General features: G+C 52.7%; 17 protein-coding genes. 12 read left to right on the plus strand and 5 right to left on the minus strand.

What is annotated here, in order from left to right; genetic code table 11:
* Positions 1-337: 337 nt before the first annotated feature.
* Together thyX and RB602_RS06480 are read right to left on the minus strand one after the other, a co-directional pair.
* On the minus strand, positions 338-1,027 hold the full coding sequence (thyX, locus tag RB602_RS06475) for an FAD-dependent thymidylate synthase (protein WP_317084011.1): 690 nt from the start codon (positions 1,025-1,027) through the stop codon (positions 338-340).
* Positions 1,024-1,896 carry a hypothetical protein gene (locus tag RB602_RS06480; RefSeq protein ID WP_317084014.1) on the minus strand — a complete coding sequence of 291 codons (873 nt, stop codon included), beginning with the start codon at positions 1,894-1,896 and terminating at the stop codon, positions 1,024-1,026. The genes thyX and RB602_RS06480 overlap by 4 nt, the downstream gene beginning before the upstream one ends.
* A gap of 349 nt (positions 1,897-2,245) precedes the next feature.
* Here RB602_RS06480 and RB602_RS06485 point away from each other — a divergent pair, with 349 nt between their 5' ends.
* The 5 genes from RB602_RS06485 (at position 2,246) to RB602_RS06505 (ending at position 4,845) form a co-directional block, all read left to right on the plus strand.
* Positions 2,246-3,127 carry a hypothetical protein gene (locus RB602_RS06485; protein WP_317084016.1) on the plus strand — a complete coding sequence of 294 codons (882 nt, stop codon included), beginning with the start codon at positions 2,246-2,248 and terminating at the stop codon, positions 3,125-3,127.
* 188 nt (positions 3,128-3,315) lie between these two features.
* Positions 3,316-3,687, plus strand: coding sequence for a hypothetical protein (locus RB602_RS06490; RefSeq protein WP_317084017.1), 372 nt, complete (start codon positions 3,316-3,318; stop codon positions 3,685-3,687).
* Positions 3,684-3,821, plus strand: a complete 138-nt coding sequence (locus RB602_RS06495; RefSeq protein WP_317084019.1) for a hypothetical protein — start codon at positions 3,684-3,686, stop codon at positions 3,819-3,821. The genes RB602_RS06490 and RB602_RS06495 overlap by 4 nt, the downstream gene beginning before the upstream one ends.
* 278 nt (positions 3,822-4,099) lie before the next feature.
* Entirely contained in the window at positions 4,100-4,360 is a 261-nt protein-coding gene (locus RB602_RS06500) for a hypothetical protein (RefSeq protein ID WP_317084021.1), read from the plus strand.
* A complete protein-coding gene (locus RB602_RS06505; RefSeq protein ID WP_317084024.1) occupies positions 4,357-4,845 on the plus strand; it encodes an antirestriction protein ArdA in 489 nt (162 codons plus the stop codon). The genes RB602_RS06500 and RB602_RS06505 overlap by 4 nt, the downstream gene beginning before the upstream one ends.
* Before the next feature lie 693 nt (positions 4,846-5,538).
* Here RB602_RS06505 and RB602_RS06510 read toward each other — a convergent pair.
* The 3 genes from RB602_RS06510 to RB602_RS06520 all read right to left on the minus strand — a co-directional run bounded on the left by RB602_RS06510 (position 5,539) and on the right by RB602_RS06520 (position 10,411).
* Positions 5,539-5,736 (minus strand): helix-turn-helix domain-containing protein, encoded by a 198-nt coding sequence (locus RB602_RS06510; RefSeq protein WP_317084026.1) that lies wholly within the window; start codon positions 5,734-5,736, stop codon positions 5,539-5,541.
* A gap of 1,824 nt (positions 5,737-7,560) precedes the next feature.
* Positions 7,561-10,056, minus strand: a complete 2,496-nt coding sequence (locus RB602_RS06515) for a VapE domain-containing protein (protein WP_317084028.1) — start codon at positions 10,054-10,056, stop codon at positions 7,561-7,563.
* A 37-nt stretch (positions 10,057-10,093) separates the two neighbouring features.
* Positions 10,094-10,411 carry a hypothetical protein gene (locus RB602_RS06520; RefSeq protein ID WP_317084030.1) on the minus strand — a complete coding sequence of 106 codons (318 nt, stop codon included), beginning with the start codon at positions 10,409-10,411 and terminating at the stop codon, positions 10,094-10,096.
* A 114-nt stretch (positions 10,412-10,525) separates the two neighbouring features.
* On the opposite strand from RB602_RS06520, the gene RB602_RS06525 reads away from it, so the two are divergent.
* The 7 genes from RB602_RS06525 to RB602_RS06555 all read left to right on the plus strand — a co-directional run bounded on the left by RB602_RS06525 (position 10,526) and on the right by RB602_RS06555 (position 17,238).
* Positions 10,526-11,233, plus strand: coding sequence for a hypothetical protein (locus RB602_RS06525; RefSeq protein WP_317084032.1), 708 nt, complete (start codon positions 10,526-10,528; stop codon positions 11,231-11,233).
* A gap of 126 nt (positions 11,234-11,359) precedes the next feature.
* A complete protein-coding gene (locus RB602_RS06530; protein WP_317084034.1) occupies positions 11,360-11,578 on the plus strand; it encodes an Acb2/Tad1 domain-containing protein in 219 nt (72 codons plus the stop codon).
* The gene (locus tag RB602_RS06535) at positions 11,575-12,834 is read left to right on the plus strand and encodes a DUF2800 domain-containing protein (RefSeq protein ID WP_317084036.1); all 1,260 of its coding nucleotides are present in this window, start codon (positions 11,575-11,577) and stop codon (positions 12,832-12,834) included. The genes RB602_RS06530 and RB602_RS06535 overlap by 4 nt, the downstream gene beginning before the upstream one ends.
* Positions 12,835-12,836: 2 nt before the next feature.
* Entirely contained in the window at positions 12,837-13,547 is a 711-nt protein-coding gene (locus RB602_RS06540; RefSeq protein ID WP_317084038.1) for an ssDNA-binding protein, read from the plus strand.
* Positions 13,548-13,614: 67 nt separating this feature from the next.
* Positions 13,615-15,546, plus strand: coding sequence for a hypothetical protein (locus RB602_RS06545; protein ID WP_317084040.1), 1,932 nt, complete (start codon positions 13,615-13,617; stop codon positions 15,544-15,546).
* Positions 15,543-15,836: a PDDEXK family nuclease gene (locus RB602_RS06550; protein WP_317084042.1), complete on the plus strand. Its 294-nt coding sequence runs from the start codon at positions 15,543-15,545 to the stop codon at positions 15,834-15,836. The genes RB602_RS06545 and RB602_RS06550 overlap by 4 nt, the downstream gene beginning before the upstream one ends.
* Positions 15,823-17,238, plus strand: a complete 1,416-nt coding sequence (locus RB602_RS06555; protein ID WP_317084044.1) for an SNF2-related protein — start codon at positions 15,823-15,825, stop codon at positions 17,236-17,238. Before RB602_RS06550 ends, RB602_RS06555 begins: the two co-directional genes overlap by 14 nt.
* Positions 17,239-17,249 lie beyond the last annotated feature (11 nt).

Raw genomic sequence — 17,249 nt, forward strand, 5'->3', positions numbered from 1 at the left:
GGCCCAAGTGCGCCCGTCAGCCCGTTTAAGGGGCCAAGCGGCATCGCTGCTTTGGCGGGTCGTCTTGCCGGTCGGCGCGATCTGAGCGACGTTCATGACACAGCCTCGTTGATATGCTTCACGGCTTCGAGAGTGGAGAAGTTGCGTTCGACAAGGACACCTTGCGCGTAACCAAGCCAGCGGTGGGCCTTACGGCCTGTCACTCGGCCGGCGGCGATCTCGGCGAGCATCCACATGGCATGTTTCGTTCCACGCCCTTCTTTGCTGCGCTCAATCCGACATCTTGGGTGCCATCTGCGTACTCGGTCGAAGGTTAGTGCGGCGGCTCTTCGGACGTTCATGACGCTTCCCCCGCTTGATCGCCCATCTGGCGACGTGGTTTGTCGATGTAAGCGATATGCTCAATCGCCTCGAACGTGACCGGGAATTGCAGTTTGAGAAGGGCATAGATTGCCGCTGCGATCCGGTAGTGTTCGAGCTGCGCCCATGGCCGGTTGTCCTTCGGATTCAATCTCAACCGCTCCGCGAGATAGTGAATCCACGACCGCAGAGTGCCGTTCATGTACATCCGGGTTGGGGTGTAGCCTTCGGGTAAGATCGACCGGGCGCACTCAGGTGCAACACCGGCATGGATCAGGCGATCATAGTTTTGGAAGGCGCGTATCACCGCTTCGGCCATCGTCACTTCGAGCATCTGGTCACGCTCACCACCGGAGCCTTGGCGGTTGGACTTACTGCCCTTCAATCGCATTTCCCTGTGAGGGGCGCTCTGATGCGCTGACACCGTGGCATAACGCTGCGAGAACTCCTGAAATGAGAACGAGCGGTGGCGAAGAATCTGCCGCCCGATGTCGCGGGTCGTATTGACCTCAATGCAAGCGCCGACCATCTCGAAAGGCGACCAATGGCCTTGCTTGATGAGCCATGAGATCAGGCCGGGATCAGTGTTTTCCTGGTTGCTGGAAACGCGGGCGATATAGAGGATGTGGTCTTCATCGCTGCAATGGACTAGTTGTGCGGGGATCATTGGGTGGCCTCCGATCCCGCTTCCTCTTTAGCGACGAGCAACTTCATCACCGCTTTTGCACTGACCTCATCCTCGGCGTAAGCCATGACTTCGGCACCCCGAAATACGGCCCATGAAGAGCCTGACTCATTGCTGTGGATGGACCAGGTTTCCCTGTCGGGTGCGCCAATGTTCCGCGCTTCGCTGTTCATCCGGCGCTGAGCGTTTATGAGTTCGTAATAGTCGCCTATCACTTCGTCATCGCGCATCACGCGGAAATTCACACCCACCTTCTTGATATAGAAGAGTGGGGATGGACCGGGATGCTCGGTCAACGGTTTGCCGTCTAGTTTACGAACGGCGCTACGGGGAGGGGTAGAATCCACCCCCGGCCCCCTGTCCATTTCACCCCCGGCCCCCTCGGAAATTTCGGGCTTTTGGTCCTCTTTGTTGTATTGTCTCAGGTCGTAATCGGCTGGTAGTCCGAGACCTGCCAGGAGGGTTGCTTGCGTTCTGCGCTGTGCGGTAATTTGGGTGGATACGTCGAACAACCCAAGCGGATAACTGGTCAAGCCCGCACTCTCTAACGTCGAGTGATGGCCTGCCTCAGCGGCAACATCAAAATCGAAGTTCCGCAGCACCTTACGCACTTCGGCTGGTGTCAACTTGTCGCCGTCATCCTGTTCGATTTTACCGTTCCGGGTCGTCTGTCCCGGTACAATCGTCAAGCGGTCATATGTCCGAACGACCCCTCCGGCCCCAATCTCTTTAGCAACCACATCGACAACCTCATTGGATGACGTGATACCGGGCAAGCCGTCCAATAGCTGATCCAGCCATCTTTGGCGGAGAAGGCCGTTAGAGCCGTTGACAGTGACTTCGACGTGCATTGAGTGATCCTTCCTCACTTTTCAAAACTTGAATAGAAACTTTCACAGTCTCCCCAACACGTCAAGCTAAACTTGAATTTGTCTATTTCTCTGGACCTCTAATTTCCCTGAGCCTCTAATTTCTCCGGGGCACTTATTTCTCCGGGGCACTTATTTCTCTGAGGCAACTAAAACTAATAAAAACAGTGTTATATAGCGCATAAAGGCGGCGGATCGGTGGCAATTTTGTGGATAGGCGGACGGTGATTCTTGACCAGGTGAGGCGCATCATAAAACTTGAATAATTATTGCTTTTTTAACGAATCACGGGCATTTTCCGAATCAACAAAACTTGAATAAGGAATCGGAAATGCACAATTTTGAATATATGAAAGGCGCAAGCGCGATTGTGAATCGCTTCACTGAATCAGAGCGCGGCAACGCCAGCCGCTCTTATGTGTGGCATCGCGCTAACGGCGAATTGCCATGCGATGCGATTATGCGCGCCATGCAAGACACAATGAATGGCAAGCGCCGCTATCCTGAATTGCGCGGCGCTCTTATCGGTGGCGATGCGTCAAATGAAACGCGATGGATCGAATACCCTGAGCGCGGCGGATTCCGCTTTGTCGGTTTTGCCGATGAAGTGATTGAGGGCAGGGCAATAGATCATTTCGGCTGGTACACAGACGAATTTGACGGCGAAACATTGCGCGGCGCTGTCTATCAGTTACCAGCTAATAATGGGCAGCCGCGATTCATTGCTGCTTATCGCCACGGCTCCTATTCCCGGCAAAAGAAGCGGTGGACAGACGTTAGCGGCAATCCAGCCGCGCTGTTGGATGTTAGGGGCATTTATGAAACTGCCCGTGATGCCGCATTTCCGGCAAATTCACTGGCAGAACATGCAGCGGAAAAAGAGCGCGAATATCAGGCAGCATGGCAGGCGGGAGGCCGTTATCGTGAATTGCTCGACAGTGCAAAAGCCATGCACAATCTGGCGCGGGAACTGATTGGCGAATTGCGTGATTATGCGAGCCATAATGAGGGCATCGCTTACCCCAAAATCTGCAAAATGATCCGCGCCAATATCCGCAAATCTCTTGAACAATGGCGTGACGATAACCGGGCAGCCGGTGACTTGCGGGACGAATGGGAAGCGCCAGCACCTAAAGCAGCATCTAACCAATGGCAGGCCCGTAAGCGCCAACTTTGGGAAGCATTTGCCGATGGTGCGGACATAACGACATGACCAGGCTCGAAACGATAGCAGAGCGCCGGGAGCGCCTAATGCGGGAACACGCAAGAGCCAATGCGACCCGCCAACGTCATGAATTTTGGAAACAGAAACAGGCCGATGAACGGCTGGAAACACAAGGAATCTGAACAATGCCCGCATATTTGCGTTATTACCAATCGACAGGAACGGGCGCCCCATTCATGGATAAGCTGATAGACGGCCATCTCGCATCGCAGGCAGCCGAATGGGCGCGCCAGTATCCACAAAGGCAACCTTTGCCCGATTGCGCCATGGGCGATGAAGATGATGAGTTTACCCAGGAAGCGCAAGAATGGGAAGACGCGGCCCTAGATGATGAAGCGATCTATGCCACAATCGACATTTACCATTCACAAGGGACGGTGACTATCGAGGCGTCTTTTACCGATGAAATCAATACGCTGGTTAGCGCCGAATATCACCGGGATATTGAGGCGCAGGAATTTGCCGCGATGACCGACAAGGCGCTGGACTCGCTAATAGAGGAAGTCGCCGAAGCGCCCTATAAAGAGATCGAAAGCGAGGTAGCGTGATGCGCGTTTTGCTTCCCCTTTTCGCGATCATCCTAGTCATGCTGTTGCCTTACAAATGGCTGGCATGGGCGCGTTACGTCATCGCCGCCTATCTGTTGTCGGTATGGTTCAAAATATCGCCCTGGATCATCTGATTTTTACCCTAATTTAATCGTTCAATTATACTTGAATAACATAGCAAAAAGAAAAAGGAATCGAACATGACTTACATTGTATTTTTGACCATCTCAATTCTTGCGATCCGCGCTATTGCTGGGTTGCGCTCCATTCAGAAAATGCCGGAAAACATGGATAAAAGTCCCGCAATCTCGGTTTATCGCGGCCCGTTTTACAACGCCCATGGTCGCGAAATTACCACCAGCCGTGCCGCGCTTTCTTGCGCATAAGTTTTCTTGAATAAGGAGTCGAAAAGATGGACAATCAGTTTGATAAACTACGCGACAAACTACGTGAAGCCGGTGGCAAGAATCTGTCGTGCATTTCCCAGGTCAAAGACGAATACGGGAACACTGTCGAAAGGTGGCAAATCACCAGACCCGACTACTTTGGGGTTATCTTCATTGTGGTGATTTTTCCTGATGGTGGATATGATCTGTTTACCCATAACAAAGGCATCACATTTGACAGGGATATTGAAGCAATTCTTGGCGACAGCCGGGAGTCGGTTCAATGACTAACCGATATTTTGCGCAACCCTACAGCGATCATGAGGGATTCTATTTCAGCGACCTAGAAGAGTATCGCGAAAAGGCAGCCCAATTACTGAAAAGCCACGGCGTCGAGGAATACGAAATTCAGTATATCGACGGCGATAAAGCCGAACTGTTTGAGGCGGTGAGACCGACGCAAGGGGACTTGTCAAAATGGTTCGAGACGTTTGAGCCGATGGACGAGGATGACACTATTAAAGCGGTCTATATGGCTGAATATGGCGGTTGGAAAATGGCCGATATTCCTGACGAACTGGAGAATGTGAGTCTCTTTGAAGGGACCAAATTGGACTATGCTTATTCGCTGGTCGATGATTGCGGGATGCTATCAGATGTGCCGGATACCGTTGCGCGCTATTTCGACTATGACTCCTACGCCCGCGATCTGGTGCTTGGCGGTGACATTTCCGAATACCGATATGGAGAGCAAGATTATGTCATCTCCTAAATTCCAATATGTGCTTTGGGCTGCAACTTCATGGACAAAGCCTAGTATTGGTCTTGTAATGAAGGTTCGGTCAGATGGTTCACTGGTTATACATTTTCCGCGCCCAGTGCCGACGCTATTGGGGCCGTTAAGTGCTGTTAGGCTCGCTCCTGACTGGCCTGTTGCCGATTGGCCAAACATTGTACCACTCTTAACCTATGATGGACAGGAGTCAGTCCAATGACCGTTGATCTAACCCCATGGGAAAGAGGCAAGTTGCACCACCACGCAGCTATCAGCGCTCTAACGTATATCCAGCATCACGCTAATGGGTCTTTGCGACCCGACGAAATAGAGGAAATGAATCGCTGGAAAATGCTTGCTGATAAACTAGACGGTAAAGAGCCGTCACCGATAATGGAGAATGGATGATGCCGGGAAGCCGTAAAGTAAGTGTTAGTCGTAAAGCTGCCAAATACAAAAGACTCGCTTATGAATTGGAATATGATGCGGCAGCTTTGCGTGAGTCCGGTTATATGGATCAGGCACATTCCGTTAGCGATATAGCAAGCAATCTAGGCAAGCTGTCTCGGCATCTCGAACAAACGAAATAAACGGCCATCCTAAAGCCCAATACAAAAGGGCCGCTGTCCTTTTACACGGATAACGGCCCTTTTGCGTTTCCTGGCCATTCTCAGGCCGTGTAGGGACCATTCACCCTATGATTGCCTTACCGTCTGTCCAGGCAGGCAGACCGAACGCCAGAGCGGAACATGCCAGCGCCAGCGTCTTAGGCGCGCCATCTATCAGATACTTGTCCAGGCTGGCGCGTGTAATGCCCAATTCACGGGCCGTCTTTGCTTTGGTCCAGCGCATATGTGCCATGAAGGCTGCCATATCCTTACCAGTCATTGCACTTTAACCCTTTCGCTATTATAGGGGAAGCGAGACGACCATAAGGTCGCCTCGCCGTCTTGGTTAGCGTCTCTTGCCTATAGTGAACACCAGTGCTGTCACACTGACTATCAGGCTTGAGACGCCAACAAGAGCAAAAAGCAATTCCACATTGGTCATTGCCTATTCCCCTTGCTTGCTAGGGCCGCACCATTGCGCCCCTTTCAGCCATTTGGTTATGGCCGTTAGGCGTTAAGATTCTCTTACTTTCTGTCTATATTTGAACATGCCCGCAATTGCCCGCGCTGGTGGCATCATGGCCGGCCGATTGTGGGTGGTTGGCGCATTGCGCTCGCTAGTGTGTTGCGTGACTCAATCACCGAACTATCGGGCCACGCTCGCTGCATCCTAAGTGTGCGGTATCCGTATTAATCGCTTTTTTCGATTAATGGGCATCCGCGCCGATCCTGGGTGCAGCTCGCAATTTGGGCATCCGATTCGCTTGGGCATTTGGACGTTTGAAAGTCTGTAAGTCTCAATGCGTCTCATGAAGTTGCATATTTTCTCATTTTGTTAGTCAGGGGGTCAGGGTCCTTCCGGCGTTTGGGCGGGGTTGCGGGGGTGGCGCTGAGCGCGGATTCCGACTATTTTCAAAGTGTCCCATATAGACACAGGTTTAATCGGTTTTTTCGATAAGTGACCCCATCAATCACAGGGCTACTCGGAGATCGTTCATTGCTAATGTCCCAAAATGGCACAAAAGCAGAGGTTGTCCCGGCTGGTCAATACGCTGTCCCGGTGTTTTTCCTTTGTTTTCATAGCTTTGGACAAGTGTAACAGGTGGGACAGCGTTTACTATAAGGAGTCGTAAAAGAGAAAAGGGGTATACCCTAAAAACAGTGGAAGTAAGAAAACACGAGAGAAATAAAAAAGGGCAAATACGAGAGCGATATAGGGTTTTGGCTGACCTAGCTGTCCACCTGTCCAAAGCGTTGATCTATAAGGGTTTTTTCGGGACAGGTCCAAAATAGGCTGTCCCGGCCTTTGTTTTCAATGACTTAGGTGCATTTGATACCTTATGAGACGAACCGAAAAATCAAAGCCGAAAGGCCCCGGACCAAATGGGTGAAACGTGAGACGATCTGAGACACCAAAAAACGAGAAACCGAAAATCCGAAAGTCGGAAATTTGGATGGGTATTTTTTCCGTCCTGTTTTTGTGTCTCATAATTTTCGGATATTGGGTCATTTTGATTTCCTAATCCGAGCGACATTTTTGCGTTTTCGGTTACACTTCATTAGCGAATTGCCTATAGACCAATCATCACTGAGCGCGTTTTTCGATTCCTTGCGTTCAGGTTATACTAGGGCGGCCTTGCGATCATTGATTGCGGCTGCCCTTTTTTCTATGTGAGGTTATATGCTTTTTCTCACCGCAGCCGTTGCAGCAGGACAGTTGTTCACCTGTACACCAACTCACGTTTGGGACGGGGACGGGCCTATCTGGTGCGAGGAAGGGCCGCGAGTTCGTCTGTCGGGCATCGCAGCTCGTGAGATCGACAATCACTGTCGTCCCGGCCACCCGTGCCCTGACATGAACGGAGAACAGGCCAGAGACGTGCTGGTTTCGCTCATCGGTGAGCCTGTCGGAACAGGGCGTCACGGTCATGTTCTTGTGAGGGCCGCGCCGCTGCGTTGCATATCGACTGGATCGGCTGGCGGGAAGCGGACAGGTGCATGGTGCCTAACGCAGCAAGGCGTTGACGTGAGTTGCGCTATGGTGAGCGCCGGTGCTGCCGCAATATGGCAAAAATACTGGCGCGGACATCAATGCCGACCGAGATCAAGGTAGGTTGTCAAGGTAAAGCTGAGAGGCATGATAACCCTCTCGTGTGTATGCGCGCTGCCGACCGTATTTTTCAAATGGCACTCGCCCTGTTGAACGATTGGACCACCCTTTGACGCTATTCATCGCTCGTCCGACCAGTTGGGCGGATTGTGAGTTATAGGAGCGGGGATCATTACCTAGCGCTTCGATCCATAGTTGTTTTAGGCATGTCACGTTGCGCTTTTTCGGCTCACCCTTCTCAAACCCGTCACCTGGAATGAAAGGGGTGTCCAACCAGGCAATCAATTGACCAGCCATTGCATCTTCGGCGGTTTCGATACGACGCGATTCCTGCAACTCTGCGGCTAGATATGCGGCGTTGCTGTCGGACAGGTATAGCGGAAGGATGCCGTGAGGTTTTGCTTCGCGCATTTTCCGATAGGCTCGCACCGCTTCGGCCCATAGTTGGTCAACTTCTCGGCCTAACGCTTCGGTGTCGATAGTGTCCCCTTCGGGTAGCAAACACTCGACAGGCCAGAAGCGTCGGCCACCTGTTTCGTCACGCAGGTACTTGCGGTCGTTGGTCGAGCCGATGAAGATGCACTGGCGCGGGAAATCTTGGACTCTTCGGGCATACGCCAATCTCGTATGGTCAACTCGCCGGGAAATGAACGCTTTGATTTGCTGGTTGTCGTGCCGTGAGAAGCCGGAGAGTTCGGGTATCTCCATCAACCAGGCGTTTTGCATCGACTCTACCATCTTGTTCGTGTTGTCGAAGTCTGATGCCAGTTCTCCGAACCAGCCTTTTGATAGCGTTTCGATGAATGTGGACTTGCGGCGACCTTGCATACCTTCAAGGATGACAGCATAGTCGAACTTGTGACCAGGCTCGTAAATCCGGGTTACGGCAGCGATCATCATATTGCGGGCTACGCCGCGAGAATATGCGTTGTCTGGTGCGTTGAAGTATCGAACGAACAGGGTTTCGATCCGATCCTCGCCGTCCCATTCTAGTTTCTCAAGATATTCGCGTACAGGGTGAAAGCCGTTTGCCTCTGCTACGTTGGTGATTGCGTCGTTTAGGTCTTGCTTGGGCACTTTGAAGCCGTATCCGCCCTGTGTCGTTGGCGTTTCAATCAGATCGCGCACCGTGCTGTCGTGAACGTCGCGCCATAGGTCGCCGTTGACCAAATCCTTGCGATCCCAAATTTTCCCGGTGAGTTGTTTGACACCCTTTGGCCCTTCTCGAAATTTCACCAGCTTTGCCGGTTTGCCAATGCGCACTATCATGTCCGAGAACTCATTATAGGCAACGATACCTTTGATCCGAATGTCGTTCGCAATGATGAGTCCGACATTGGGCAGAGTGGGCCTGATCGCCCCTTTGTCATTGAGATGGAACTTGCTCATCCACTCAGCTTTGCCTGGTTGGGTCGGCAGTTTCTCACCGAGATCGTCAAGTGCTGCGAACGCATCTGATTTGGTGCCCAAAAGGTCGTCGATAGACTGATTTCCTTCGTTTTCGGCGCCGTCTGAAAATCCATCATGGCCGTCGATTATAGCGTCGAATTTTTGCTCGAACCTAGCCAGTTTCGCGGCCTGGATAATTGTCGCCATCCGAATGTTTCTGGTTTTATTGTCCTTGAAGCTAAGCCACACTCGGCGCGCATCGTTGATGTCGAACTTCTCAGATTGGCCTGAGAAATCGCACCATAGCGCGAAAGCATCACCCTCAAGGCCACGGCCCGCAAACTCATGGTGGAGCGCCATACCGACCTGAAACCAACCGTCCCGATCTTCGCACCATTCATCAACAGGTAGTGCAAAAACATGCCCCTTGGCCTCTGCGATGGAGAGACCGAGGGGAGGTCGGTCGTCCGCATCGCCATCAATTGCGCCTGAAACACCTGGTAAGCCGGAAACAATAGCGGCTGCTATTGATGGTGCTATGCCGAGTGCGAGTTCGTCGAAGTCGAACGGTCGTTCCCATGTGTATTCTGCGCCGGTGTCGGGATGGACTGATGGTGGCATGGCCACTTGTTTGCCGGTGCCGAACAATTCGATCTCCCAATCGAACTTCTTGACCGGGCGCTGCTTCTGCGGGTCCATGACCATTGAGAAGCCTTCTGATCGTGCAATTTTCTTCGAGCGGAACGCCTCGCTTGTGATGAAGTAATAGTGCCTTGATTCACCACCTGAGCCGGACAGTACGACCGGGAGAGCCTTATACCCTGGTATCAGGCCGCCGAGTATCTCGTGTGCCTCGTCCGCAAGTTCCTCATTCCTTATGTCGAGATCAATGACGTGCAGAAATCCACCGGCGACTTTTGACGGATCGCCGAGCCGAACGCCAACATTGTAACCGTCCCGATAGAGTGCTGCCAATTCATCGCGGGTTTTGCGCGGCACACTGCTCCAAGAACGCTCAACAGGAGCCTTGGACTGTTCGTGTAACCAATGAATTGAGAAGCCACTGTCAATGAACGGCCCCAATATATTGAGGAGTGACATAAGACCTCGCTTGAATAAGAGCAGCGCTGGTAGCGCGTCAGATGAACAGGTTGAGTTCGCTCTTTGTCAGCGGGTTGGTGCCACCGGCCTCTAGCAGATCGAGATTATCCTTCGTTGCAGCGACCTTGAGAAGAGTATCGCGACCCTTGGTTGACAGCTTGTTTTTGCGCAACCAGCGATAGATGTTTTCATAGCTGTAACCCGCCAATTCCGCCAGTTTTACGATGTTCAAGGCACCGCGATCATTGTGCGCAATTGGGAACTTTTCAGTCAGCAGATTTAGCAGCGGCCCCTGCACGTTGGGGGACCGTTTTTTCCTCGGAACCATTAGAACCTCCATATTCACTTTCAGCATACCCGAAAAGATTTTCTGCTCAACCAAAACTTGAATAAGGAATTTTCTTGAGGCATATAGACAATCGTTCGGCGCGTTTCTCTGACGCCGATGGATTGTGAAAGGGACGACGAAATGACGTTAGAATCTGCGCTGGCGGAAAACACCGCCGCACTCAAGGAAGTTGCTGAATTACTTAAGCAAAGTAATGAAGCTCGGGCGAAAATTATGGCTGATGCGAACATCGGCGGCATGAAAACCCCGACCCCATCTTCGGCTGGTTCTGACACCGATATGTCGGTTGCAGACATAAAAACAAACTTGAATAACGCTGATTTGGCGACCATGAAGGCAATGCTTGAGGCCGAGGAAAACGGCAAGAAGCGTTCAACGGCCATCAAGGCCATCACCGAAGCGATTGCGGCAGCCGAGGGAAACGCTGGCCCTACTGCGGATGCGACCCCGACCCCGGCAGAAACAACCACGTCTGCCCCGGAACAGCAGACGGCCCAGGCTGCATCCCCTTCTGACAAGAACGCCGAGCCGGTGCCAGCCGGTGTAACCGGCGAGTTGGCCGCCAAGACCTTTGGTGCCTATTTTGCTGAGACCGACGACGAGCAGGAACGCGCCAATCGTCGCGAGTTCACCAAGAATGTGATCGAAACACTTGGTTCCAAGATTGGCGAACTGTCCGGCGATGATGCGCGTAAGGCTGTGTTCTTCCTGCGCCGTCAGCGCGGCGGTCTGCCTGTTGATTTCAGTGCCGCATATGACTTCGACGGCTCGCCGATGCAGGAGTTGGGGGCGGCTCCTGCTGCCTCCGTTGAGGACGAACTTCTGTAATCCGGCTGCGGTCGGTAGTCGGTGCCTGCTCGGCGTGTTCCCCTTGCGTCGAGCAGGTTTCAGACGAGCGGCGGTGTCCGGTCATGAGCGCCGCTGCTCATCTGAAACCTGAATAGGAGACCACCAATGGACCATACCCATAAGACCCATCGCAAGCTGAATGAAGCTGAGGTCAATGCGATCAATTACTTCAAGGATTGTGCCAATCAGATGATCGAATATGCCGATAAAATCATCGCCAACAACCCGGACTGTGACGCTCTCACCCGGCCAATGAACGAGGCGAAAACGCGCTTCGAGGAAGGCGTAATGTTTGCCACCAAAGCGATCTCCTCTCCTGAATGAGTCAACACGCTCGCCTTTCCCCCTCGGCTGCTGAAAGTTGGATGACCTGCGCTGGTTATCCAAATGCTGTCGCTGGTCTGCCTAACCTGTCGTCTGAGTACGCAGCGGAAGGTACGGCGGCGCATGAGGTAGCCGACGATTGCCTGTCTCTCGGCATGGATGCGTATGACTTTATTGGGTCGCGCATCAAGGTTGAGGATACGGACGCCGAGGGAGAGGTTGTTCAGCCTTGGGAGTTTGATTGGACCTATGAGGATGCGGTCGCCCTGCAACCAGGCATTGACGAAATCCGGTCATTTGGTGGTGTCTTTTTCGGTGAGCATCGGGTCGATCTGTCCGAAGTGATGAAGGTCGATAATCAGTTCGGTACGCTCGACCGAGGGGTTGTGCTTGATGACCTGATTATTGTCGGCGATCTGAAATGGGGCAGGGGGATTCCTGTTTCCCCGATCCGCAACAAGCAGTTGATGATCTACGCGCTCGGCTTCTGGCAAAATGTCGCTCGTCACCACACCAATGCGACCGATTTTCTCTTCATCATCGACCAACCGCGCTGCCAAGGTGGCGGCGGTCATTGGCGTTGCACCCTTGATGAACTTCTGGCCTTTCGAGACGAGGTTCGGGTCGCGGCGCGCAATACGCTTGATGCCGACGCCCCAAGGAAGGCGTCAGCGAAAGGATGCTATTGGTGTGACCGCCGCAAGCAGCCGCCGACCGAGGACGGGGCAGTATCAGGCTGCAAGACTTATGACGATTTTGCCCTTGATGTGATCGGCACATCATTCGACGGGATAGACAGTGGTGAGGATCATGAGTTGCCTCAGATTACCGCTCTGTCGGCCCAACGCCGAAGCTGGATCGTAAGGCATAAAAGTGTGATCGAGAAGTGGCTTGAGAGCATCCATACCCAGGTTATCCAAGACGGTCTGAACGGCCTTCCTACACCTGGCCATAAGGTCGTCGATGGGCGCCGAGGTCGCAAGGCTTGGGTTGATGAGGATATGGCCGAAATTTGGCTCGCTTACAAACTCGATGCGCTTCCTTACGAACAAAAGATGCTGTCTCCGGCAAAGGCCCTCGAAGCGTTGCACAAAGCTGAGCGCGAGGCACTGGCCAATTTGGACCTGTTCAAAGAGGGCCAACCGAAACCCATCCTAGTCGATGAGAATGACGAGCGACCGGCTCGTGCATCCGTCGATGACAAGTTTTCCGAAGTGGAAAGTTCCGAAGTTCAAGTTACCGAAGAGGAGTTGTAAAAATGGCTGCTAATATTGAGTTGACGTTGAAAGATGTAATGCTTTCATTCCCCTCTCTTTTTTCTCCCAAGAAGAGTGAATTTAAGGATGCCCAGGGTAATGTCACACACACCTTTAGCTATGAATGTAACCTTATCATTGATCGCGATGACCCGCAGGTTGAAACTGTAAAAAAGGCGATCCGAACTGTACTTTCAGAAGAATGGCCAAACAGTCCACCAACCATTCCGGCTGATCGCCGTTGCTTGCGGTCGGGCATGGTCGAAGACCCTGATACCGGAGAGCAGAAAGCGCGTTGGGACGGTTACGACGGCAAGGTCTTCGTTTCTTGCCGTCGTAAAGTACAATCTCCGCACGAGCCTAATCCTGTGCAGATTATTGACGGTATTCGTGGTCCGGTCGATCCCGAAACAGGCAAGCGCCCATATCCGCGATTGAAGGAGTCTGACGGCAAAATCTACGCCGGTGCCAAGGTGAACGCCATTATCCGCATTTATGCCTATAACGGCGCGAAAGACGGCAACCCACACCGCATCAATGCTTCGATTGAGGCTGTGCAATTTGCCGGTCACGGGGAGAAGTTCGGCGCCAAACCTGTCGATGTTGATAGTGCTTTCGACGAGGTTGAAGGTCTCATGGAAGACGGTTTCTCCGATGGCTCTGGCGCGCAGCAGGGCCAGTCCAATTCAGCAATTGACGACGAGTTGCTGTAACGGAGAGGGTCGCGCTGTGCTTGGGATTTGAAGGTTTCCTTCAAGTACGGCGCGGCCCATTGGTCTTATGAAGCGCCAAGTCGCAAACGACATTGAAATCTATGAGAACTATCTTCTGATTGCCTTCCAGGATGTAGCGGACGGCGAGATAGTGACGTTCGAGAAGCGCGTCTGTCCGCAGACAAGCGACGTTACCGGTAATTTCGATGATGAGCGGATTCATCGGATCATTTCGTCATGCCAGATCATCACCTTCAACGGCATGGCCTTCGACGTTCCTCTGATCTATTACGCGCTAGGCGGCGCGACCGTTGGTAGCATCAAACGGGCGGCTAATCGGATCATCCACGAAGGTCTCAAGTGGTGGAATGTTGCCAAAGAACTCAACATCTATATTCCGCAGATAGACCATATTGACCTGATCGAACCAAACCCTGCGGTGATGCAAGGTCTCAAGGTTCTCAACGGTCGGCTGCATGGCCCGAAGATGCAGGATTTACCTTATCCACCTGATGCCGTCTTGACGGACGAGCAGATGGATAAGGTTCGAGACTATTGCGGCAATGATCTCGACGCCACGGTCAGGCTTTTCCGAGCGCTCGAAGAGCCGATCAAAATGCGCGAAGAGATCGCAGCTCGTTACGGTTTGCCGGACATGCGCTCGAAGAGTGATGCGCAGATGGGCGAGGCGATCATCAAGAACAGGGTTGAAGATACCCTCGGTCGTCGGGTGCAGAAAGATGCTGTCACGTCGGGAACGACTTTCAGCTATCAGGTGCCGGACTTCATTCGATTTGAAACACCCCTGATGCAGAAGTTGTTGGACGATGTTCGGCACACTGTTTTTAGAGTGAACGCTAATGGCCGCGTTATAATGCCGAAGTCGCTTGACGGTCGATACATCGAACTTGGGGCCAGTACCTATAAGATGGGCATAGGTGGGCTTCATTCGACGGAGGCCAATCGGGCAGTTCATTCCACCGAAGATCATGTCCTGATCGACGCCGATGTGGCCAGTCAGTATCCTTCGATCATCCTTAAGCTAGGCTTGGCACCCAAGGCGCTCGGAAACGCCTTCCTCGACGCCTATAAAGCCATTTATGACGAACGCCGTGCCGCTAAGAAGGCGGGTGATAAGGTTCGCGACAAAGGCGGCAAGATCGCGCTCAATGGCTGCTATGGTAAACTCGGCTCCAAATACTCTGTGCTTCATGCGCCCCATTTGATGATTGCTGTCACCCTCACGGGTCAGTTGTCGCTACTCATGTTGATCGAAAAGGCCGAGCAGGCCGGTATTACGGTCGTTTCAGGCAATACAGACGGTGTTGTGTTCAGGCTGGCGCGGTCGGATCACGAAGGGTTGGATCACGACCGGCTGATCGGCGGTAAGCTGAAAGAGATAACCGACTGGTGGGAGAATCTGACCGGCTTTGATCTTGAGTTTGCCGAATACAAAGCGATCTATAACCTGTCGGTCAACACCTATTTTGCGATCAAAGCCGATGGCGGTGTCAAACGCAAAGGGACGCTCTCTAACCCATGGGAAGAGGGTGATCTGCGCGCTCAGATGATGAAGAATCCGAACATGACGATCTGTTCGGACGCAGCTCTTAAATTCATCACCGATGGGGTTGATCCGGCTGAGACCATAAGAACGTCAGATGACGTGCGTGGCTTCGTCACGGTGGTCAACGTCAAAGGGGGCGGCAAATGGCGCGAAGAGCCGATAGGGAAGGTCGTTAGGTATGCCTGGTGCCTTGACGGCGACCCCATCTATTATTGCGACCCGCACCCAACAACAGGCAATTTCAAGAAAGTCAGCCGGACGGATAGCAGCCGCCCGTTAATGAATCTCCCCGACCGGGTGCCGGATGACATCGATTATGAGCGCTATATCGCCGAGGCTTGGGATATTCTTGAATCCGTTGGTGCCGTTCACCGTTTTGGTCAGACTATGCCGCAACTCGGCTTTTTGCTTGCTGGTTGGGATTTACCATGAGCGCCGAACTCGAAGCAGAAATCGAGGACGATGTAACGATCTTCGCAACCAACCGAGGGTGGTTGGTCCGCAAGATGGTCTATCCCGGCCGGCGCGGTTGCCCTGATCGATGGTTTTTCAAACGCGGTCGATTGGTAATCATAGAGTTTAAGCGTCCGGGGGAGCCGCCCACCGGAAACCAAGAGCGCGAGCATGTGCGTTTCTTTGAGCAGGGCTTTCATGTCCATGTGCTGAGTGACCGCGACAAAGCCTGCCTGCTTCTCGAAGGCACACCATATGTCAAAGACTGAATTGCGCCCACGTTCCGCTCTCCGCGTTCAGCAGCGCATGATCTCGAACATCATCAAGACCACACCATATGTGATGATAATATCACATATGGCCTCTGGTAAGACCGGCGCAACGCTCGACGGCACACGCGACTTGCTCGACTATCAGGTCGTTGATCGCGTACTTGTCGTTGGCCCCAAACTGGTCGCAGAGCAGGGGTGGAAAGATGAGATCAAGACATGGGAGCATACCGCCTGTCTGTCGGTCGCCGTCTGCGTCGGCACCCCGAAGCAACGCCGCGCAGCTCTTGAGAGTGATGCTGAGATCACCTGTATTAATAAAGAGAACCTTCCCTGGCTTTGGCGCGAGATCGGCGGCCTAGAGGGCTGGAAATGGCCAATGGTCGTCATTGACGAGTCCAGTATGTTTAAAGCTGGCAAGAAGCGCATAGCCCGGACGAGGGTGCGCGATAAGAAGAGCGGGGTGATGCGGGTACGAAAAGGCGGTCGTATGACGCGCTTTGGCGTTCTTGCGCAGGCGCGGTCAAAGATTGAACGGATAGTCGAGTTGACCGGCACCCCCGGCCAGTTGATCGACCTATGGGGGCAGATTTATCTGCTCGATCAGGGTGAACGGCTAGGGCACGACAAAGAGGCGTTTGAGGGCCGCTGGTTTTCAAAGAACAAATATACCCACAAGATCACACCACACCCGCACTCCGAAAAAGAGATTATGAGTCGCGCAAGTGATCTTATGATCTCCATGCCGAAGCTAGATGTGGTTCCGCCACCAGTGTATTCACAAATAAAACTTGAATTGCCACCGGACATATTGAAAGAATATCACCGTTTTCGACGTTCTTTGGTGTCAGAGTTATACGATGTGGAGGCGGTCAATTCAGGTGTTCTCGCTGGTAAATTACTGCAATTCGCTAACGGCTCAATGTATAACGAGGACGGTGAGGTAGTACACGTTCACGACGAGAAGCTGAAAGCGCTTGATGAGTTCATTGATCGAGCGAACGGCGAGAACGTCATGATCTTCTATGGTTTCCGTTTCGACCTGGCGGCCATTCGCAAGCGATACCCCGATGCGGTCGTTCTCAATGAGTGCGATGACGCTGTATCTTTATGGAATCAAGGGAAAATCAACAAACTACTTGCGCACCCGGCATCCTGCGCCCACGGCCTAAATCTGCAATATGGCGGACATCTTGCGGTATGGTATGGGCTGACCCGAAGCCGTGAATTATGGCTCCAAGCTAACATGCGATTACCGCGCCCTGGTCAAGATAAACTGGTCGGGATTTATTCGATATTGTCGCAAGGCACATTAGACGAGCGGATTATCCAAGACCTCGACGACCAGATACGATCTGAGCAACGGATCATCGATTCCGTTCGTGCCGAAATCCTCGCTTAATCTCCGTATTG

This window comes from Parasphingorhabdus sp. SCSIO 66989 (genome assembly GCF_032852305.1).
In the GTDB taxonomy this organism is placed as follows: domain Bacteria; phylum Pseudomonadota; class Alphaproteobacteria; order Sphingomonadales; family Sphingomonadaceae; genus Alterisphingorhabdus; species Alterisphingorhabdus coralli.